This window comes from Burkholderia sp. 4NA327C6 (genome assembly GCF_005502655.1).
In the GTDB taxonomy this organism is placed as follows: domain Bacteria; phylum Pseudomonadota; class Gammaproteobacteria; order Burkholderiales; family Burkholderiaceae; genus Burkholderia; species Burkholderia contaminans.
In genome coordinates this window covers 16,400-35,773 of the sequence record NZ_SCNZ01000022.1, presented here as the reverse complement: position 1 = coordinate 35,773, position 19,374 = coordinate 16,400, and the positions used below count along the sequence as shown (strand labels likewise).

Sequence of the window (19,374 nt, the reverse complement as noted above, 5' to 3'; positions counted from 1 at the left end):
GGCTTACGCTGCGCGCCCCACCCGCTCCGCCGTCGCATCGAACGCGCGCTTCGCCTTGTCGACGATCTCGTCGACCTCCACTTCGCGAATCACGAGCGGCGGCGACAGCAGCATCCGGTCGCCGGTCGCGCGCATGATCAGGTTGCCGTTGAAGCAGAAGTCGCGGCAGATCGTGCCGATATCGACGTTCGCACCGAACCGCTCACGCCGGTCCCGATTGCGCGCCAGTTGAACGCCCGCGACCAGCCCCGCTCCCGCAATCTCCCCGACGATCGGATGATCGCCCAGCGCATCGCGCAGCCGGCGCTGGAAGTACGGCCCGATGTCGTTCTTCACACGCTCGACGATCCCTTCGTCGCGCAGCAGCTTCAGGTTCGCGACCGCGACGGCCGCCGCGACCGGGTGGCCCGAGTACGTGAGGCCGTGGTTGAATTCGCCGTTGTCGATGATCGGCCGCGCCACGCGCTCGTGAATGCCGACGGCACCCATCGGCACATAACCCGACGTGAGGCCCTTGGCCATCGTGATGAGATCGGGTTCGAAACCGAAGTGCTGGTGTGCGAACCATTCGCCGGTACGGCCGAAGCCGCCGATCACTTCGTCGGCCACCAGCAGGATGTCGTACTTGCGGCAGATGCGCTGGATTTCCGGCCAGTACGTCGACGGCGGGAAGATCACGCCGCCCGCGCCCTGGAACGGCTCGCCGATGAATGCCGCGACGTTCTCCGCGCCGAGTTCGAGGATCTTCGCTTCGAGCTGCTGGGCACGCGCCAGGCCGAACGCTTCCGGCGTTTCGCCGGCCGCCGCTTCGCCGAAGAAATACGGCTGGTCGATGTGCACGATGTTCTCGACCTTCGACGGCATCTGCTCGTGCATGTAGCCCATTCCGCCGAGCGTGCCGCCCGCGATCGTCGAGCCGTGATAGCCGTTCTTGCGCGAGATCACATACTTCTTCTGCGGCTGGCCCTGTACGCGCCAGTACTGGTGCACGAGACGCAGCACGGTGTCGTTGCCTTCCGAGCCGCTGTTGCAGTAGAAGAAGTGGTTGAAGCCGGCAGGCGTGACTTCCGCGAGCATCGCCGAGAGTTCGATCACCGGCGGGTGCGTGGTCTTGAAGAACGTGTTGTAGAACGGCAGTTCCTGGATCTGGCGATATGCGGCGTCGGCGAGTTCCTTGCGGCCGTAGCCGACGTTCACGCACCAGAGGCCGGCCATCCCGTCGATCACCTTGTTGCCGTCCGAGTCCCACAGGTAGACGCCGTCGGCCTTCACGATCACGCGGCTGCCTGCACGGTTCAGCGCGCCCATGTCCGAGAACGGGTGGATGTGGTGCGCGGCGTCGAGCGCGCGGTATTCGGCGGTCGAGTGCGGCGATACAGCGTCATTTCGATCGGTCATGTTTCCTCCGGATAACCGTGCCGCACGCTCAGACGTGCAGCAGCAAATGCCTGCGTTCCCACGAGCTGATCACGCGGAAGAACGCTTCGTATTCGGTGTCCTTCAGCGCCAGGTACGCTTTCACGAACTTGTCGCCGAGAATGCCGGCCAGCGGCGTGCAGGCCGCCATCAGCGAGATGCCCTCCTCGAGATTGCGCGGCAGCTGGTACGGCAGGTTGTAGCCGTCCGACGCGATCGGCTCGGTCGGTGCGAGCTGCTGGGTCAAGCCGAGATAGCCGGCCGCGAGCGTCGCGGCGAACGCGAGGTACGGATTGCAGTCGACGCCCGGAATCCGGTTCTCGATACGGCGCGCCGACGCGCCCGACTGCGGAATGCGGAAGCCCACCGTCCGGTTGTCGTAGCCCCACTGCACGTTGATCGGTGCAGCCATGAAACGCGACAGGCGGCGATACGAGTTGATGTACGGCGCGAAGATCGGCATCAGTGCGGGCGTGTACTTCTGCAGCCCCGCGAGATAGCTGTGGAACATCGGCGATACCGCACCGTCCTCGTTGGAGAACAGGTTGCGCCCCGTACGCGCGTCGGCCAGGCTCTGGTGGATATGCATCGCCGAGCCGGGCTCGTCCTGCATCGGCTTCGCCATGAACGTCGCATACATGTTGTGACGCAGCGCCGCCTCGCGCACGGTGCGCTTGAACAGGAACACCTGGTCGGCGAGCGACAGCGCATCGCCATGCACGAAGTTGATCTCCATCTGCGCTGCGCCGACCTCGTGGATCAGCGTCTCGATATCAAGTCCCTGCATCTCGCAGTATTCGTAGATATCCTCGAACAGCGAATCGAATTCGTTCACGGCCTCGATCGAATACGACTGCCGGCCGGTCTCCGCACGCCCGGTGCGGCCGACGGGCGGGCGCAGCGGCAAGTCGGGATCGGCGTTCATGTCGACGAGATAGAACTCGAGCTCGGGTGCAACGACCGGCTGCCAGCCCTTCGCCTTGTACAGGTCGAGCACGCGTCGCAGCACATAGCGCGGCGAGATCTCGACCGGCGAGCCGTCGAAGTGCACGCAGTCGTGGATCACTTGCGCGGTCGGGTCGACGGCCCACGGAATCAGGCAGATCGTCGACGGATCGGGCACGCACACCATGTCGGGGTCGGTCACGCCGGTCAGCGTGCCGTCCTCCGGGTAGTCGCCGGTGACGGTCTGCACCATCACGGCCTGCGGCAGGCGCATCGATTCACCGGATTCGAACTTGTTGCGCGGAATGATCTTGCCGCGCGCGATACCGGCCATGTCGGGAATGATCGCCTCGACCTCGGTGATGCGGTGCTGCCGCAGGAATTCACTCAGTTCGGGTTGCATGATCGGCCTCTATCAGTCGACGTCGGATGCGGCCGGCGACGGCATCGCGCCGCCGGCTGCATGAATGCGATGCGTCATGCGCGCGCGGCACGCCGCGCCGAATGCCGCGAAGATGTCGCGCGACAGCGGCTGCTCCGCGTAGCGCCATTCGGGATGCCACTGCACGCCGAGCGCGAACGCGTGCGCGCCGCGCACGCTGACGGCCTCGACCAGCCCGTCGGGCGCACTGGCTTCGACGACGAGCCCCGCACCGAGTTGCGCGATGCCCTGGTCGTGCAGCGAATTGACCGTCGCTTCCTGCGCGCCGCCCGCAACCCGCTGCAGCAGGCCGCCCGGCGCGAACCGCACGACGTGCGCGGGGCCGTACTGCCGTTCGAGCGGATCGGCGGGCCGCTCGCGGTGATCGTCGAAGCCGGTCGTCGCGTGCAGCCGCTGATGCAGCGTGCCGCCATAGGCCACATTCAGCTCCTGCATGCCGCGACAGATTGCGAGCACGGGCACGCCGGCGTCGATCGCCGCACGGATCAGCGGCAGCGCGGTCGCGTCGCGCGCGGGGTCATGCAGCGTGTCGGGTGCGCTCGCGGCGCCGCCATAGTGATGTGGCTCGACGTTCGAATAACTGCCGGTCAACAGCAAGCCGTCGATCGCCGCGACGATCGCGTCGGCCGGCTGGCGCGCGCCGAGCGCGGGCAGCACGAACGCAAGCGCGCCGGCGCCGTCGACGAGCGCGGCCAGGTACTTCTCCCCCGCCGTGTGGTTCGGATGCGCCCCGCGCAGGATGCGGTCGGCGGTGACGGCTACGATCGGGCGCGCACGCATGGGCGGCTCTCCGGCAATTGCGCGCGATGTGTCTGCACGCGGGACGTTGAAGGTTCGCGCCGGCACCGCACGCGCGCGCCACGACATGGCGCATGCCCATGCGTGATCCTGCCGCGCGGACGATGCGGCAACGGGCGGTGCGACCCGGAACGGAAGCGGAAAACGACGCTAGGGCAACAACGATGCGCTGCCGTCGCACTGCACCGCGCTGAACACGTGCGCGGACACGAGATTGAAGCGGCGCACGCCGCGATCGGAAATGGCGAAGAAGCGAGGCTCGCGTAAAGGGGCGGCACGCGTGCCGCGATCAGCATGCCGGATCGGCCCGGCCTGAGGCGGCGCGCCCGCCGACGGACTTCGCGTCCGGCGTATCGAAGGGCTGGCGGCTTTCACGATCGTACTCGACTGACGGATGAATGCAGGACACGTGTCGCGATCAAGCGCATGCGGCAATGCCGCGCGGCGACACGTCGGCAAGGTGTCTCGCAGCGCATTCCGGCGCGGTGCGGCCACGATCGATGGCCCCGCCGCACGTGCGCGCGTGACGACTTCCTGACATTCAGCTTATATCAACTAAAAATTGCGTCAAATTTTCAGGTGCCGATGACGACATCGATCAGACGAAAGCGATACGAAAAAAACGGCATCGATCCTGTGGATCGATGCCGTGTTGTGCATTGCATCGGTGCGGCACGCTGCGTGCCGGCGGGCCGTGACGCACCCGCTGCGCCGCGCTGCCGCATCCGTGCGGCCCGCGCTCAACGATGCGCGAGCGCGGTTTCGACGAGCGTCTGCAATAGCGGCACAATCCGCGCCGCACGCGCTTCGTCATACGCGTAAGGACGCGTCTCTTCCATGTAGGTGATCTGCGAGAGCTCGAGCTGCACGGCCTCGACGCCGGTAGCGGGCACGCCGTAGTGACGCGTGATGTAGCCGCCCTTGAAGCGCCCGTTCGCGACCGCCGTATAGCCGCCATGTTCGAGCACGCGCGCGGCCAGCGCCTCGGCCAGGCCCGGCGCGGCACTCGCGCCGCTCGACGTACCGAAGTTGAAGTCGGGCAGCCGGCCGTCGAAGAAGCGCGGCACGTGCGAGCGGATCGAATGCGCTTCCCACACGAGCACGCGGCCGTGCTCGCGCTTCAGGCGTGCCACCTCGCCTTGCAGCGCGTCGTGATACGGCAGCCAGTAGCGATCGCGGCGACGCATGATCTCGTCGTTGCCGGGCAGCGCGTTCGCCGGATACAGCGGCGCCTTGTCGAACGTATCGACCGGCACGAGCCCGGTCGTGTCCTGCCCCGGGTACAGGTTCTCGTTGTCGGGCGGCCGGTTCAGGTCGACGACGTAACGCGCATGCGACGGTACGAGGATCGATGCGCCGAGATCGGCCGCGAATCCATACAGCCGTTCGAGATGCCAGTCGCAATCGTCGACGAAACGCGCATCGGCCGTCATCGTCGCGGCGATGTCGTCGGGGATGTGCGTGCCTGCGTGCGGAATCGAGATCAGCAGCGGCAGCGTGCCCTGCTTCAGCGTGAATACAGCCGGTTGTTCAGTCATGTCGCATCACCGTTGGAGGTCTGCCGGCGCACGCTTGCGGCGTGCGCCGGTTGCGCGCATCAGCGCAGCAGTTGCGCCAGCGCGGCGCGGTAGTCGGCATACGCGGCGGCTTCGTCGCGATGACGGCGGCCGCTCACGACGCGCTCGCCGCCCGTGTAGACGTCGAGCACCGGCGTCTCGCCGTGCTCCGCGAACACGATACCCGACAGCCACGACGTACTGTCGTGCTCGGCGATCGCCGGATGATCGGGATCGAGCACGAGCCAGTCCGCGCGGCACCCTTCTTGCAGCGCACCGACGCGCCGCCCGCTGGCCTGTGCGCCGCCCGCGAGCGACGCGTCGAACAGGCGATCGGCGACATGCGCCTGCGACTCGCTCGCCAGCACGTTGCGCGCGCGATGCACGAGCCGTTGCCCGTATTCGAGCAGGCGCAGCTCGGAGCGCCAGTCGACCGACGCGTGGCTGTCCGAGCCGACGCCGATCACGCCGCCCTGCGCGAGATAGTCGACAGCGGGGAACACGCCGTCGCCGAGGTTCGCTTCGGTCGTCAGGCACAGGCCGGCGACCGCGCGACGCTTCGCGAGCGCTGCCGTTTCGGCCGCGTCGACGTGCGTCGCATGCACGAGGCACCAGCGCGCATCGACGTCGAAACGATCGAGCAGCCATTGCACGGGGCGCGCGCCGTACGCACGCACGCAATCGTCGACTTCGGCCGTCTGCTCGGCGATATGGATATGCACCGGCGCATCGCCGGGCAGCCCGTCGAGCAGCACGCGCAAGCCGTTTTCGGATACCGCCCGCAGCGAGTGCGGTGCCACGCCGTAGCGCAGCCCGCCATGCTCCGGCGCCACGCGGCGCATCGCGTCGAGCAGTTCGAGCAGGCCGTCGGGCGTATTGATGAAGCGGCGCTGGTCGTCACGCGGCGGCTTGTTGCCGAAGCCGGCGAACTGGTACGACACCGGCAGCATCGTGATGCCGATGCCGGCCGCGCGCGCGGCGTCGATCACGCGCGTGCCGAGTTCCGCGATCTGCGGATAGCGCGAACCGTCCTGCGTGTGGTGCACGTAGTGGAATTCGCACACCGACGTGTAGCCGCACTTGAGCATCTCGACATACAGCCAGCGCGCGATCGCCGCGAGCGCGTCGGGCGTGATCTTCAGCGCGAAGCGGTACATCAGGTCGCGCCAGCTCCAGAAGCTGTCGGACGGATTCGCACGGTATTCGGTGAGCCCGGCCATCGCGCGCTGGAACGCGTGCGAGTGCAGGTTCGGCATGCCGGGCAGCACGGGCCCGGCCGCGCGCGCGACGCCCGCCGGTGCGTCGGTGTCGGGCGTCACGCCGGTCAGCGTGCCGGCCGCGTCCCAACGCAGCAGTACGTTACGGCGCCAGCCATCGGGCAGGTACGCATGGTCTGCAAACAACGTGGTGTCGGTCATGAGGCTATCCATTCATCCGGCGAAACACGGTCGTGCCGCCGCGTACGACCTGCTCGCACAGCGGCCGGCCGATCCAGTAGGCGAGCTCCGCCAGCGAGCCGACCGACCACGCGGCGAAGTCGGCCTGGCGACCGACCTCGAGCGCGCCGTGGCGATCCGCGCGGCCGAGCGCCGCGGCCGCATGGCACGTGACGCCCTGCAGCACCTCGGGCACCGTCATGCGGAACAGCGTGCAGCCCATGTTCAACGTCAGCAGCAGCGATTCGAGCGGCGACGTGCCGGGATTGTGATCGGTCGCGAGCGCGATCGGCACGCCGTGCTTGCGCAGCAGTTCGATCGGCGGCAGTTGCGTCTCGCGGATGAAGTAGTACGCGCCGGGCAGCAGCACGGCAACCGTACCGGCTGCCTTCATCGCCTCGATGCCCGCTTCGTCGAGAAATTCGAGGTGATCGGCGGACAGCGCGCGATAACGCGCGGCAAGCGCCGTGCCGCCCGCGTTCGACAGTTGCTCCGCATGCAGCTTCACGGGCAGCCCGCGCCGCGTCGCGGCCTCGAACACGCGCTCGGTCTGCGCGAGCGAAAAGCCGATGCGTTCGCAGAACACGTCGACCGCGTCGACGAGCCCTTCGTCGGCCAGCGCCGGCAGCATCCGGTCGCACACTTCGTCGATGTACGCATCCGCACGGCCCGCATATTCGGGCGGCAACGCGTGCGCACCGAGGAAGGTCGTGTAGACGGTGACCGGAAAGCGTTCGCCGAGCTGGCGCGCGACGCGCAGCATCTTGCGTTCGCTCGCGAGGTCGAGCCCGTAGCCCGACTTGATCTCGATCGCGGTCACGCCTTCGGCGAGCAGCGGCTGCAGGCGTGCCGCGGCCTGCACGAACAGCGTCGTCTCGTCGGCCGCGCGCGTCGCGCGCACCGTCGACACGATCCCGCCGCCCTGCCGCGCGATTTCCTCATAGCTCACGCCCGCGAGGCGCTGCGCGAATTCGTCGGCACGCGTGCCGCCGTACACGAGGTGCGTATGGCAGTCGACGAGGCCCGGCGTCACCCACGCGCCGTGCAGATCCTCGCGCCGCCAGTGGGCGTAACCGTGCGGCAGCGCGGACACCGCGCCGAGCCAGACGATCGTGCCGGTTTCGTCGACGGCGATTGCCGCGTCGTCGATCGTCTCGTCAGGATGGCCGTGCGGACACAGCCTCAGGTGATGCCAGACAGTCGGTTTCATGCGTTCAGTCTCGTTCGCCGATGGCGAGCGACACGGCGAGCAACGCGCCGCTACCGCTCACGACGACGTCAAACGCACGCTGCGGCCCGTCGAGCCGCAGCGTGTCCATTTCTTCCAGTGTGTAGCGCGTGCCGTCGATTTCGACGGCGACCTCGCCGGCCGCGCAATGCAGCAGCACGGTATCGGCATGCTCGATGCGGTGCGCGCCTGCACGCCATACGTCGAGCGCGCCGCGCGCGGCCGAACGGCGCGTCATCAGGTTGAAGTCGCGCGTGGCGCCATCGTGCAGCGTCGCGTCGATCGCCGCTTCCCCCGCAAAATCCGCGCGGGCCAGCGGAGCGTCGAGCACGTGGCGTGCGCCGCCTTCCTCGGCGAGCGTCATGCCCGCGCCGGACAGCAGCACGAGCGTGCGGTCGATTCCGTCGAAACGCGAGAACGGCCCGGCCGTGCCGACGTCGGCGACGCTCACGCGCCACGCGAACGCGTCGAGCGCGGCGCCCGGCGGAAACGCGCCGATTTCGCGCGTCACGCCGCCGCCGTTCTTCCATGGCGACGCGACGAGATCCGCTGCGCGGATCAGCGCGGCGGCCAGCGTCGCGTTCACCGGCGCCTGGTGGAGCGCCGTCATGCTCAGCGGCCGAGCATCGGCAGCTTCAGGCCGGCTTCGCGGGCCGTCTGCTGCGCGAGTTCGTAGCCGGCATCCGCATGGCGCATCACGCCCGTCGCCGGGTCGTTCAGCAGCACGCGGCCGAGACGCTCGTGCGCTTCGGCGGTGCCGTCGGCGACGATCACGACGCCCGAGTGCTGCGAGAAGCCCATGCCGACGCCGCCGCCATGGTGCAGCGACACCCACGATGCGCCGCCTGCGGTGTTCAGCAGTGCGTTCAGGAGCGGCCAGTCGCTCACGGCGTCCGAGCCGTCCTTCATCGCTTCCGTCTCGCGGTTCGGGCTCGCGACCGAACCGGTGTCGAGGTGGTCGCGGCCGATCACGATCGGGGCCTTCAGCTCGCCGTTCTTGACCATCTCGTTGAACGCCTGGCCGAGGCGATAGCGATCCTTCACGCCGACCCAGCAGATCCGTGCCGGCAGGCCCTGGAACGCAATGCGCTCACGCGCCATGTCGAGCCAGTTGTGCAGGTGCGGATCGTCGGGGATCAGCTCCTTCACCTTCTGGTCGGTCTTGTAGATGTCTTCCGGATCGCCCGACAGCGCGACCCAGCGGAACGGGCCCTTGCCTTCGCAGAACAGCGGGCGGATGTACGCCGGCACGAAGCCCGGGAAGTCGAATGCGTTCTCGACGCCCATTTCCAGCGCCATCTGGCGGATGTTGTTGCCGTAGTCGAGCGTCGCCGCGCCGCGTTCCTGCAGCGCGAGCATCGCGCGCACCTGGACGGCCATCGACTGCTTCGCGACCTTCACGATGCTCTGCGGATCGACCTTCTGCGCTTCGCGCCATTGCGCGACGGTCCAGCCTTGCGGCAGGTAGCCGTTGATCGGATCGTGCGCGCTCGTCTGGTCGGTCACGCAGTCCGGCGTGATGCCGCGCGTGACGAGTTCCGCGAACACGTCGGCCGCGTTGCCGAGCAGGCCGATCGACACCGGCTTGCCGGTGCGCTTGGCTTCCTCGATCATGCCGAGCGCCTCGTCGAGCGTCGTCGCCTTCTTGTCGACGTAGCGCGTCTTCAGGCGGAAGTCGATGCGCGTCTCGTCGCATTCGACCGCGATCATCGAGAAACCGGCCATCGTCGCGGCCAGCGGCTGCGCGCCGCCCATGCCGCCCAGGCCGCCCGTCAGGATCCAGCGGCCCGACGGATCGCCGTTGAAGTGCTGGTTCGCGACCGAGAAGAACGTTTCATAGGTGCCCTGAACGATGCCCTGGCTGCCGATGTAGATCCAGCTGCCGGCCGTCATCTGGCCGTACATCATCAGGCCCTTGCGATCGAGCTCGTGGAAGTGATCCCAGTTCGCCCAGTGCGGCACGAGGTTCGAGTTCGCGAGCAGCACGCGCGGCGCATCCTTGTGCGTGCGGAACACACCGACCGGCTTGCCCGACTGGATCAGCAGCGTCTCGTTCTCCTCGAGATCCTTCAGCGACGCGAGGATCTGGTCGTAGCATTCCCAGTTGCGTGCCGCGCGGCCGATGCCGCCGTACACGACGAGCGCATGCGGATGCTCGGCGACTTCCGGGTCGAGGTTGTTCTGGATCATCCGGTAGGCCGCTTCGGCCAGCCAGGTCTTGCAGACTTTCTCGCTGCCGCGCGGCGCGCGGATCGTGCGCGTCGGATCGAGACGGGGATCGATGTGTTTCGGATGGTTCATGACGACTGCTCCCGAAGGAAAATGAATATCAAATAGGAATCAGAAATGCCCGGTGAAGCGATAACGGCTGCCGGGATGCCACAAATTCGCCACCGAGGCGACGACGCCCTGCGACCAGGTGCGTCGATGTAAAACCAGACACGGCTCGACGTCGTCCATCCGCAGCTGCTCGCGCCGCTCCGGCGCCGGGGCCGCCGCTTCGATCCGGTACTCGACGCGCTGCAGCGGAGCCGCGCGCATCAGGTACAGGTTCGGCGTCGTGTTCGTGAAATCCTGCTCGGCGTAATCCGGCGCGACCGCCGGATTCACCCATCGTTCTTCGAGCTGCACGGGCTCGTCATTCTCGAAGTGCAGCACCTGCGAATGAAACAGCTTCGTGCGCACGGCCACCTGCATCTCGTCGGCGAGCGCCTCGTCGGCGCGGATCGTGTCGAGGCCGAGCACGCTGGCGTGATACGCATGCCCGCGTGCACCGACTTCCTCCGAGATGCTGCGGATCGCCACCAGCGTCGACTCGTACTTCGGCCGCGCGACGTAGGTGCCCGCCCCCTTCATGCGCGTGAGCACCTGCTCGGCCGTCAACTCGCGCAGCGCGCGGTTGACGGTCATGCGTGCCACCTTGAATTCGCGCGCCAGCTCGTTCTCGGACGGCACCTGGTCGCCCTCCTCCCACTCGCCTGCGTGGATGCGGGCCAGGATGAAATCCTTGATCTCCTGGTAGACCGGCGCGCTCATGGGCTTACTGTTCCGACGCGAACGAGAACGGCGCGACCTTCGCGAACGCGCGCTCGCCGACCAGCTTGGCGATCACGGCGATATCCGGTGCGAAGTAGTGGTCGAGCTCGTAGTGCGCAACCTTGCCGCGGATCGTTTCCATCACCGGCGCCAGCTTCGGGCTCGTGTGGTACGGCGCGCGCAGGTCGACGCCTTGTGCGGCGGCCAGCAGTTCGATCGCGAGGATGTGCTTCGTGTTGTCCGCGATGTCGGCGAGCTTGCGTGCGGCGAACGTCGCCATCGACACGTGGTCTTCCTGGTTCGCCGAGGTCGGCAGCGAGTCGACCGAGGCCGGGTGCGCGAGCGTCTTGTTTTCCGACGCGAGTGCGGCAGCCGTCACGTGGGCGATCATGAAGCCCGAGTTCACGCCGCCGTCCTTCACGAGGAACGGGGGCAGGCCCGACAGCGTCGCGTCGATCAAGAGCGCGATGCGGCGTTCGGCCAGCGCGCCGATTTCCGCTGCGGCGAGCGCGAGGTTGTCGGCCGCGAACGCGACGGGTTCGGCGTGGAAGTTGCCGCCCGACAGCACTTCGCCGGTATCCGGGAAGATCAGCGGGTTGTCCGACACGGCGTTCGCTTCGACCAGCAGCACGTCGGCCGCATGGCGCATCTGGTCCAGGCACGCGCCCATCACCTGCGGCTGGCAGCGCAGGCTGTACGGGTCCTGCACCTTGTCGCAGTCGCGGTGCGACTGGTTGATCGGCGAGCCTTCGAGCAGGTCGCGATACGACGCGGCGGCGTCGATCTGGCCCTGGTGGCCGCGCAGTTCATGAATGCGTGCGTCGAACGGCTTCACCGAGCCGGCAGCCGCGTCGACCGACAGCGCGCCGGCGACGAGCGCGGTGCGGTACAGGTCTTCGATCGCGAACATGTTGTCGAGCGCCAGCGCGGTCGATGCCTGCGTGCCGTTCAGCAGCGCCAGGCCTTCCTTCGCCTGCAGCGTCAGCGGCGCGAGGCCGGCAACGCGCAGGCCGTCGAGTGCGCTTGCGCGCTCGCCGCGGATGAACACTTCGCCGACGCCCAGCAGCACGGCCGACATGTGCGCGAGCGGAGCCAGGTCGCCCGATGCGCCGACCGAGCCCTTCACCGGGATCAGCGGCAGCACGTCCGCGTTGAACAGCGTGATCAGCGCGTCCATCACTTCGCGGCGGATGCCCGAGTGGCCGCGGCCGAGGCTCGACAGCTTCAGCGCCATCAGCAGGCGCACCGACGAGCGTGCCATCGGCTCGCCCACGCCGACCGCGTGCGACAGCACGAGGTTCTTCTGCAGCAGTTCGAGCTGGTCGTGCGGGATGTGCGTGCTGGCCAGGCGGCCGAAGCCCGTGTTGATGCCGTAGGCCGGCTCGCCCTTCGCGGCGATGTCGGCAACGGCCTTCGCGCCGGCGTCGATCTTCGCGAAGCTCGCCGGGTCGAGCTTGAGCTGCACGGATTCGCGAGCGATCTGGCGCAGTTGCGGGAGGGTCAGGTGGCCGGGGGTCAACGTAATCATGTGAGCAATCCTGTCTAGACAAGTTCGGAATGGATTGAAGTGTAGCCACGCCAACTTGTCTAGACAACCCGTATTTCACTGATTTCGACTCGGGAGTTTCCCTGATGCCCGGCACGGGCCGCCGGATCGGCCCGCGTGATCCGGCGCTTAACACACGTTGCAGTTATTTTATTTTTGGCAACGTCCGGATCATCGTTCGCCGCGGGGGGGCCGCCATGCCCTTCCCGTCACGATTCGCCGCCGGGTTCGGCCGCCCATTGCTGCTCGCCCCTTGCCGTTCGCCGCGTGCGCACTCGCCCGCGGCGCGTCGCTGGCCGCGAAGCCGGCCGACCGGCGGATCGTCGGCACGCCGCGATCGTCGGAAACCTACGGGTGCATGCTGCGCAAGAACGATCGGCCGTTCAAGGCGCTCGGCGGCGGCGTGCTCGTGCAGAGTTGATGAAGCGCGACGAGATCGACGCGCTGTGCGACCAGCGGTTCATGAAGCCGGTGCCGCCGAAGGGGCTGTCGTTCGACTTCGCGATGAGCGACGTGATCGATGCGCGCCATGCGGCGCCGAACGACGCGCCGCTCGAGTGAGCGCCGCGCACCGACCGCGGCTCACGCACGCGTCCATGCGACGCACGCCGCATAGCCGGGCGCCGCGTCGAACCACGCCGCATTGAACGCCGCGACGCCGGCGGCGGGCGCGGCCGGCTCGACGATCGTCGTCGCGGGGGTCGCGCCATCGCGCGGCGGCATGACCGCGAACGCGCTCAGCCCGCCGACGATGCCCGTGCCGAGCGCCTTGAGCAGCGCCTCCTTCGCACACCAGACGCGCATGAATGCGCCTGCGCGCGCGTCAGGCGGCAGGCTGTCGAGATAGGCGGCCTCAGCCGGCGCGCAGACTTCGCGCGTCAGCGCGCGCCAGTCGGTCGCGCGGTTGCAGCGCTCGATATCGACGCCCACGCGGCCGCCGGGAGCCCACGCAAGCAGCGCATGGTCGCCCGCGTGCGATACGTTGAAGTCGAGCGAGGCACGATGCGCGCCGTCCAGCGACGGTCGCCCCGAGGCGTCGACGACGATCGCCACCGCCTGCGGCGCGATGCCGAGGGCCGTGCCGAGCACGTCGCGCAGCGCGGCACGCGTCGCGGCGCTGCGCACCGCATCCTCGTGCCGCATGAAGCGTGCGGCCCGCGCGCGCTCGTCATCGCTGAGTGCCGCATATGCGGGCGACGCAAGCGGCAAGCGCCAGTCGAAATCGACGCGCGCGATCTGCACACCGGCGCGCGACGCGGCGGGCGGCGTGTCGAGCCGCTGCATGTGCCAGGCGCGGGGAATGTCGGACGGAGAAGCGGAATCGGGCGGGACGGGCATCGACGTGCGGCGGCCTGTGGAAGGAAACGTCCGATGTTAATCGATCGGGCGGTATGGCGAACCGTTACGGCCCGCTGGCGTCGATGCTGCCGGCACTGAACGCAACGCTGATGCTCGTTGTGCTCGCGGCAGGCACCGGCGCGTGACGCGGCCGCCCGCTCACCCGTTCGCGGCAGCGCCCGGCACGCCGCTGCGGGGCCCCCGCCCGCGCGATGCCGGGTGAAGCGCATGCACTTTGCCCGGCGCATCGGCCGGCAGCACGCCGTGCTGCAGCCAGTAGAGCGCGAGCGGCCACAGTGTTTCGGTGAAGCGGCTGTGGAAAAACGCGAAATGGCCGATCGCGTCGACGCCGATGTCGACCGGCGCGATCCGCAGATGCGTGACGTCGCTGCCCGTGTAGTAGCCGAGCAGCCGCTCGATCGCCTCGACCGTGCCGAACCCGTCGTCGTCGAGACCGATCGCGAGCATCGGCGCCGACAACCCTGCGAAACGGGCGGGCAACGCGGCGCGGGTCGCCGCGGGTTCGGCGAGCGGGCCGCTCGTATAGCCCTCCTCGAAACGCGCCTGCGAGCGGACCCACGACAACGCGACGCCGCGCGGCGTGTCCTCCATCCAGCCGAGCCGCTTCGCGGGCACGTAGCCGAACACGGCCGCGAGCACCGGCATCGCGACGTGCCACTTCCACCACATGCGCCGCCGCTCGGCCGGCCGGTAATCGCGCCAGTACGCATACTGCGCGCCGACCGTCACCGCATGCCGCACGTGGACGTTCGATGCGGCGAGCCCGAGCGCGAACCCGCCGATGCTGTGCGCGACGACGTCGATCGGCTGGCCCGGAAACGCGTCGCGTACGTAGTGCAGCGCGGCTTCGCAATCGAGCCGCCCCCAGTCCAGCCAGTTCGCGCGCAGCTTCGCAAGCTGCGCCGGGCGCGACCCGCCGATGCCGCGATAGTCGTAGACGAGCACGTCGCGCCCCTGCGCGAACAGCCAGGCCGCAAAACGAAAGTAGTAGTCGCAACGCACCGACGTCGCGCAATTGACGACCGTCACGGGGCGCGTGACACCACCGCCGCGATGGCGCCATACATGGCCGCGCAATGCGTAGCCGTCGGCCGCGCGCAGCGTCACCGGCTCGGGAGGCAATGCGTCCGCCGCGCGGGTGGCCTGCGTCATTTCGCTGCCTTCGTTCGAAATCGTCATCGTGTCTCCGGTCCCATGCTTCGCGGTCCGTCCGGGTCAGCGCCGCGGTGCCCGCTCGTGCCCATGCTTTGCGGCCGGCCAACGCGTCAACGGACGAGCGCCTGCTCCCGCGCCATCCTTCACCGCCCGCACCAGCCTCCATTGAACTTGACGCGCCCCGCGTTCTCAACCAATCTTGCTGCTCCGTTCGCATGAGTCACGCGCATGTCAACGCCGCTCGTCCGTCTTCCGTCGCTCGATCTCGTCCGCGGTTTCGTCGCCGTCGGCCGCCGCATGAGCATCACGCTGGCCGCGCAGGACCTCTGCGTCACGCAATCGGCGGTCAGCCGCCAGGTGCACGCGCTCGAAGCGCACCTCGGCGTCGCGTTGCTGCAGCGCGGCTACCGGAAGATCGCGTTCACGCCGGAAGGCGAGCGGCTGTTTCGCGTCGCGGATGCGGCACTGCACGGGCTGCAGGACACCGTCGCGTCGCTCGCGGCCACGCGCGAGCGCCAGCCCGTCACGATCACCGCGAGCATCGGCGTCACCGCGCTGTGGCTGCTGCCGCGGCTCGGGCGGCTGCAGGCGCGCCTGCCGGAGATCGACCTGCGCGTCGCCGCGAACGACAAGGTACTCGATTTGCGCGCCGAAGGCATCGACCTCGGCATCCGCTATTGTCCGCGCGAGCGCGCGCCGGCCGGCGCGCTGCGGCTGTTCGACGAGATCGTCGTGCCGGTCGCCCATCCTGCGCTCGCGGCACGGCCCGTCACGAACGCGGCCGCGATCGCCGACCACGTGCTGCTCGAATTCGACGGGCCGCCGCAGCCGCAATTGCAGTGGCGCACGCACCTGCACGCGGCCGGGCTCGGCGACGCGCGCCCGAAAGGCGTGCTGCGCTTCAACCAGTACGACCAGGTGATCCAGGCTGCGATCGCGGGCCAGGGCGTCGCGCTCGGCCGGCTCGCACTCGTCGCGCCGATGCTCGCGGACGGGCGGCTCGCGGTGCTCGGTCCGCACACGCAGGCGCTGTCGGATGCGTATGGCTACTGGCTGTTCCAGCACGATCCGGCCCCGCGCCGCGAAGTCGCCGAGGTCCGCGACTGGATGCTCGCCGAAGCAGCCGAATGCGACACCGCGATGCGTGTGCACGACACGGTGTCGGCGTAAGCCGGCGCCGCCTTTGCGAATTACCCTGCCCCCTGCCGGGCGCTCCCGCCCCCTCCACGCGCACCGCTTCGCATTCCCGATATGCATGCCAACCTGACCGAATGATCGCTTGAGCGGCAACGAGCCCGATCGTCTAATCGGATCGAGCGCGGCCGTCTTGCCGCACGCCTTCATCCGGAGACACGCATGACCCCGATCGAGCAGGAAGTCCGTCGCCGCTGGCTGCCCGTCCTGGCCGGCGGCCTGATCATGGGCGCCGCGCTCGGCATCCGCCACGTGCAGGGCCTGTTCCTTGCGCCGGTGTCGCTCGACCACGGCTGGTCGCGCGAAGCGTTCGGGCTCGCCCTGGCGCTGCAGAACCTGATCTGGGGCGTCGCGCAGCCGTTCACCGGGATGGTCGCCGATCGCTTCGGTTCGCTGCGCGTGATCGTCGCCGGGATGCTGCTGTATGCGGCCGGGCTCCTCACGATGGCGCACGCGGCGACGACCGGCATGTTCACGGTCGGCGCCGGGCTCGTGATCGGCATCGCACTGTCGGGTTCGGCGTTCGCGTCGATCTATGGCGCGCTGAGCCGCCTGTTTCCGCCCGACCGGCGCGGCTGGGCGCTCGGCGTCGCGGGCGCGATCGGCGGGCTCGGCCAGTTCTGCATGGTGCCCGTCGCGCAGGCGTTGATCGGCGGCATAGGCTGGCGGCATGCGTTCATCGCGCTGGCGCTCGTCGCGGCGCTGCTTGCACCGCTCGCCGTACTGCTGCGCGACCGGCCCGCGCGGTCTGCCGCCACCGGCCCCGACCAGTCGATCGGCGAAGCCGTGCGCGAGGCGTTCGCGCATCGCGGCTTCTGGCTCCTGAACGCGGGCTTCTTCGCGTGCGGCTTTCAGCTCGCGTTCGTCGCGACGCATCTTCCCGCCTACCTGCTCGACCATGGGCTGCCGGCACGCCACGCGAGCGTCGCGCTCGCGCTGATCGCGCTGACCAACGTCGCCGGCACCTATGCGTGCGGCCACCTCGGCGGGCTGCTGCGGCGCAAGTACGTGCTGTCGGTGCTGTACCTCGTGCGTGCACTCACGATGGCCGCGTTCGTCGCAGCGCCGCTGTCGCCCGCGAGCGTCTACGTGTTCGCGGCAGTGATGGGATTCACGTGGCTCGGCACCGTGCCGCTGACGAACGGCGTGATCTCGCAGGTGTTCGGCGTGCGCTACATCGCGACGCTGTTCGGTTTCGTGTTCTTCGGGCACCAGCTCGGCAGCTTCTTCGGCGTCTGGCTCGGCGCGGTGGTGTACGACGCGACGCACTCGTACATGCCGCTGTGGATCGGCTCGATCGCACTCGGCATACTCGCGGCGTTGCTGCACCTGCCGATCAACGATGCGCGCGTCGCACGCCCGGCATCGAGGAACGCCGCATGGGCATGATCCGCGCGGCGCTGGCCGCCGGCACGCTCGCATTCGTCGCGTGGTGCGGTGCGGCCTATTTCAGTTCGGACGTCGCGTACGCGCTGCTCGAACACGTCGCGTTCTGCAATTGAGGCCGCAAACCGGGCCGTGCGGTCAGCGGCGTTTCGGCAATGCCGCCAGCGCATCGAGCGCGCGGGCACGCGCGGCCGCATGCTCGACGAGCGGTTCGGGATAGTCGACACCGAGCCGCACGCCGGCCGCGTCGAGTTCCAGCGGCGATGCTTCCCACGGCGCATGGATCGATGCGTTGTCGAGGCCGGCAAGCTCGGGCACCCAGCGCCGCACGTACGCGCCGTCGGGATCGAATTTCTGCCCCTGCGCGACTGGATTGAAGATGCGGAAATACGGCGCGGCGTCGGCGCCGCACCCGGCCACCCACTGCCAGCTCGCCGCGTTGTTCGCGGGATCGGCGTCGACCAGCGTGTCCCAGAACCACGCTTCGCCCGCGCGCCAGTCGATCAGCAGGTGCTTGATCAGGAACGACGCGACGACCATCCGCACGCGGTTGTGCATCCAGCCGGTCGTCCACAGCTCGCGCAGGCCCGCGTCGACGAGCGGGTAGCCGGTCAGCCCGCGCTGCCATGCGCGCAGCGCGGCGGGATCGTCACGCCACGGCATCGCGTCGAACTGCGCGCGGAAGTTGTCGGTCGCGAGCGCCGGGAAGTGGTACAGCAGCGTGTAGCTGAATTCGCGCCAGCCGAGTTCGCTCAGGAATTTGTCGGCGTCCGCGGCAACCGCCGCGCCGCCTGCGCTCGCGGCACCCTGCACTGCATGCCATACCTGTCGCGGCGACACGTTGCCGAAGCGCAGGAACGGCGAAAGGCGGCTCGTCGCGGGACGGTCGGGAAGGTCGCGCGCATCGGCATAGCCGGCGAGCGAGGTCGCCAGGAACGCGTCGAGCTGCGCGTGCGCGCCGGCTTCGTCGGGCATCGGCCACGCATCGCGCAGGCCGCCGGCCCAATCCGGCGAGTGCGGCCGCAACGCAAGCGCGTCGAGCGCCAGCGCGCAGTCGCGTACGGCTTTCGGCCACGGATGGAACGCGATCCGATCGGGCTCCGCCAGCGGCACGGCGACCGTGCGATCCCGTCGCGCCGCACGCCAGTACGCGGTGAACACCTGATACGGGGTGCCGCCGCCCGTCAGCACCTCCCAGGGCTCGTTCAGCAGGCTGCCGTTGCTGCTCTCGACCGCGACACCGCGCGCCTTGAGCGACGCCTTCAGCGCCGCGTCGGCATCGCGCTGCGGTTGCGCATAGCGGCGGTTCCAGTACACGGCTTCCGCGCCCGTGTCGTGCACGATGCGTTCGATCTCACGCTGTGCGTCGCCGCGCAACAGCAACAGACGTCCGCCATGTCGCGCAAGCGCCGCGTCCAGCCCCGCGAGCGATCCATGCAGCCACCAGCGTGACGCGCCGCCGAGCGGACGCCCGGCGCCGTCGCCCGTGTCGTCGACGAATACGCACACGAGTGGCCGGCCCGACGCCACCGCGCGCGTCAGCGCGGGCTGGTCGGTCACGCGCAGATCGTCGCGGAACCAGACGATCGCGGGAGCAACGGACGACTTGGCAGGCACGGGCACCTCGATGACATAAACGAACAGAGACGCGTATTGTCGCGGCTGCGCTGCGTGGTGTCGACGCCGGCCGTCACGACCCGCGCGCCACGGCGACACCGCGCGCGACCGCGCAATCCGTGTCAATCGGATGGAAGTCGCCCGGCCGAACGTCGGCGCGCAATGGATATTGCTCGGGCTGCGGTACGTCGACCGGTTCGTGCACACCGTGCACGGCTGGCGCAACGCCGACCGCATCGAGGCACGCCGCGGCGGCCCGA

At 68.8% G+C, this 19,374-nt stretch carries 16 protein-coding genes and 1 pseudogene; 4 read left to right on the top strand and 13 right to left on the bottom strand.

Annotated features, from left to right (window positions below; translation table 11 throughout):
- Positions 1 to 3 precede the first annotated feature (3 nt).
- The 10 genes from FFS49_RS22115 to hutH form a co-directional block, all read right to left on the bottom strand.
- Positions 4 to 1,398 (bottom strand): aspartate aminotransferase family protein, encoded by a 1,395-nt coding sequence (locus FFS49_RS22115; protein WP_137951018.1) that lies wholly within the window; start codon positions 1,396 to 1,398, stop codon positions 4 to 6.
- A 28-nt stretch (positions 1,399 to 1,426) separates the two neighbouring features.
- A complete protein-coding gene (locus tag FFS49_RS22110; RefSeq protein ID WP_137910455.1) occupies positions 1,427 to 2,764 on the bottom strand; it encodes a glutamine synthetase family protein in 1,338 nt (445 codons plus the stop codon).
- A 12-nt stretch (positions 2,765 to 2,776) separates the two neighbouring features.
- Positions 2,777 to 3,583: a gamma-glutamyl-gamma-aminobutyrate hydrolase family protein gene (locus FFS49_RS22105; protein WP_105819006.1), complete on the bottom strand. Its 807-nt coding sequence runs from the start codon at positions 3,581 to 3,583 to the stop codon at positions 2,777 to 2,779.
- A 758-nt stretch (positions 3,584 to 4,341) separates the two neighbouring features.
- On the bottom strand, positions 4,342 to 5,139 hold the full coding sequence (gene hutG / locus FFS49_RS22095) for an N-formylglutamate deformylase (RefSeq protein WP_105819005.1): 798 nt from the start codon (positions 5,137 to 5,139) through the stop codon (positions 4,342 to 4,344).
- 59 nt (positions 5,140 to 5,198) lie between these two features.
- Positions 5,199 to 6,575: a formimidoylglutamate deiminase gene (locus FFS49_RS22090; RefSeq protein WP_105819004.1), complete on the bottom strand. Its 1,377-nt coding sequence runs from the start codon at positions 6,573 to 6,575 to the stop codon at positions 5,199 to 5,201.
- 4 nt (positions 6,576 to 6,579) lie between these two features.
- Positions 6,580 to 7,803 carry an imidazolonepropionase gene (hutI, locus tag FFS49_RS22085; RefSeq protein WP_039369333.1) on the bottom strand — a complete coding sequence of 408 codons (1,224 nt, stop codon included), beginning with the start codon at positions 7,801 to 7,803 and terminating at the stop codon, positions 6,580 to 6,582.
- A gap of 4 nt (positions 7,804 to 7,807) precedes the next feature.
- A complete protein-coding gene (locus tag FFS49_RS22080; RefSeq protein ID WP_105819003.1) occupies positions 7,808 to 8,431 on the bottom strand; it encodes a HutD family protein in 624 nt (207 codons plus the stop codon).
- A 2-nt stretch (positions 8,432 to 8,433) separates the two neighbouring features.
- Positions 8,434 to 10,122: a urocanate hydratase gene (gene hutU / locus FFS49_RS22075; protein ID WP_039369338.1), complete on the bottom strand. Its 1,689-nt coding sequence runs from the start codon at positions 10,120 to 10,122 to the stop codon at positions 8,434 to 8,436.
- 39 nt (positions 10,123 to 10,161) lie between these two features.
- On the bottom strand, positions 10,162 to 10,857 hold the full coding sequence (hutC, locus tag FFS49_RS22070; RefSeq protein WP_039369341.1) for a histidine utilization repressor: 696 nt from the start codon (positions 10,855 to 10,857) through the stop codon (positions 10,162 to 10,164).
- Positions 10,858 to 10,861: 4 nt separating this feature from the next.
- Positions 10,862 to 12,385, bottom strand: a complete 1,524-nt coding sequence (hutH, locus tag FFS49_RS22065; protein WP_071334746.1) for a histidine ammonia-lyase — start codon at positions 12,383 to 12,385, stop codon at positions 10,862 to 10,864.
- 310 nt (positions 12,386 to 12,695) lie between these two features.
- On the opposite strand from hutH, the pseudogene FFS49_RS22060 reads away from it, so the two are divergent.
- A pseudogene (locus tag FFS49_RS22060) lies at positions 12,696 to 12,964 on the top strand (amino acid ABC transporter substrate-binding protein); the annotation flags it as partial.
- A gap of 21 nt (positions 12,965 to 12,985) precedes the next feature.
- Here the strand turns inward: FFS49_RS22060 and FFS49_RS22055 are convergent.
- Positions 12,986 to 13,741: a 4'-phosphopantetheinyl transferase superfamily protein gene (locus FFS49_RS22055; RefSeq protein WP_105819002.1), complete on the bottom strand. Its 756-nt coding sequence runs from the start codon at positions 13,739 to 13,741 to the stop codon at positions 12,986 to 12,988.
- A gap of 159 nt (positions 13,742 to 13,900) precedes the next feature.
- Complete coding sequence (locus tag FFS49_RS22050; RefSeq protein ID WP_105819001.1) at positions 13,901 to 14,941, bottom strand: alpha/beta fold hydrolase; 1,041 nt, start codon at positions 14,939 to 14,941, stop codon at positions 13,901 to 13,903.
- 204 nt (positions 14,942 to 15,145) lie between these two features.
- Here FFS49_RS22050 and FFS49_RS22045 point away from each other — a divergent pair, with 204 nt between their 5' ends.
- The 3 genes from FFS49_RS22045 (at position 15,146) to FFS49_RS42965 (ending at position 17,613) form a co-directional block, all read left to right on the top strand.
- On the top strand, positions 15,146 to 16,087 hold the full coding sequence (locus FFS49_RS22045; protein WP_071334750.1) for a LysR substrate-binding domain-containing protein: 942 nt from the start codon (positions 15,146 to 15,148) through the stop codon (positions 16,085 to 16,087).
- Between the two features lie 186 nt (positions 16,088 to 16,273).
- On the top strand, positions 16,274 to 17,500 hold the full coding sequence (locus tag FFS49_RS22040; RefSeq protein ID WP_105819000.1) for an MFS transporter: 1,227 nt from the start codon (positions 16,274 to 16,276) through the stop codon (positions 17,498 to 17,500).
- Positions 17,491 to 17,613 carry a hypothetical protein gene (locus FFS49_RS42965; RefSeq protein WP_046546101.1) on the top strand — a complete coding sequence of 41 codons (123 nt, stop codon included), beginning with the start codon at positions 17,491 to 17,493 and terminating at the stop codon, positions 17,611 to 17,613. The genes FFS49_RS22040 and FFS49_RS42965 overlap by 10 nt, the downstream gene beginning before the upstream one ends.
- A 22-nt stretch (positions 17,614 to 17,635) precedes the next feature.
- Here the strand turns inward: FFS49_RS42965 and FFS49_RS22035 are convergent, their stop codons facing one another.
- Positions 17,636 to 19,114 carry a deoxyribodipyrimidine photo-lyase gene (locus tag FFS49_RS22035; protein WP_105818999.1) on the bottom strand — a complete coding sequence of 493 codons (1,479 nt, stop codon included), beginning with the start codon at positions 19,112 to 19,114 and terminating at the stop codon, positions 17,636 to 17,638.
- Positions 19,115 to 19,374 lie beyond the last annotated feature (260 nt).

Excerpts from the sequence above, each read along its gene's own strand:
- FFS49_RS22115 (WP_137951018.1), bottom strand. The coding sequence starts at position 1,398 with ATGACCGATCGAAATGACGCTGTATCGCCGCACTCGACCGCCGAATAC.
- FFS49_RS22110 (WP_137910455.1), bottom strand. The coding sequence starts at position 2,764 with ATGCAACCCGAACTGAGTGAATTCCTGCGGCAGCACCGCATCACCGAG.
- FFS49_RS22105 (WP_105819006.1), bottom strand. The coding sequence starts at position 3,583 with ATGCGTGCGCGCCCGATCGTAGCCGTCACCGCCGACCGCATCCTGCGC.
- hutG (WP_105819005.1), bottom strand. The coding sequence starts at position 5,139 with ATGACTGAACAACCGGCTGTATTCACGCTGAAGCAGGGCACGCTGCCG.
- FFS49_RS22090 (WP_105819004.1), bottom strand. The coding sequence starts at position 6,575 with ATGACCGACACCACGTTGTTTGCAGACCATGCGTACCTGCCCGATGGC.
- hutI (WP_039369333.1), bottom strand. The coding sequence starts at position 7,803 with ATGAAACCGACTGTCTGGCATCACCTGAGGCTGTGTCCGCACGGCCAT.
- FFS49_RS22080 (WP_105819003.1), bottom strand. The coding sequence starts at position 8,431 with ATGACGGCGCTCCACCAGGCGCCGGTGAACGCGACGCTGGCCGCCGCG.
- hutU (WP_039369338.1), bottom strand. The coding sequence starts at position 10,122 with ATGAACCATCCGAAACACATCGATCCCCGTCTCGATCCGACGCGCACG.
- hutC (WP_039369341.1), bottom strand. The coding sequence starts at position 10,857 with ATGAGCGCGCCGGTCTACCAGGAGATCAAGGATTTCATCCTGGCCCGC.
- hutH (WP_071334746.1), bottom strand. The coding sequence starts at position 12,385 with ATGATTACGTTGACCCCCGGCCACCTGACCCTCCCGCAACTGCGCCAG.
- FFS49_RS22055 (WP_105819002.1), bottom strand. The coding sequence starts at position 13,741 with ATGCCCGTCCCGCCCGATTCCGCTTCTCCGTCCGACATTCCCCGCGCC.
- FFS49_RS22050 (WP_105819001.1), bottom strand. The coding sequence starts at position 14,941 with ATGACGATTTCGAACGAAGGCAGCGAAATGACGCAGGCCACCCGCGCG.
- FFS49_RS22045 (WP_071334750.1), top strand. The coding sequence starts at position 15,146 with ATGTCAACGCCGCTCGTCCGTCTTCCGTCGCTCGATCTCGTCCGCGGT.
- FFS49_RS22040 (WP_105819000.1), top strand. The coding sequence starts at position 16,274 with ATGACCCCGATCGAGCAGGAAGTCCGTCGCCGCTGGCTGCCCGTCCTG.
- FFS49_RS42965 (WP_046546101.1), top strand. The coding sequence starts at position 17,491 with ATGGGCATGATCCGCGCGGCGCTGGCCGCCGGCACGCTCGCATTCGTC.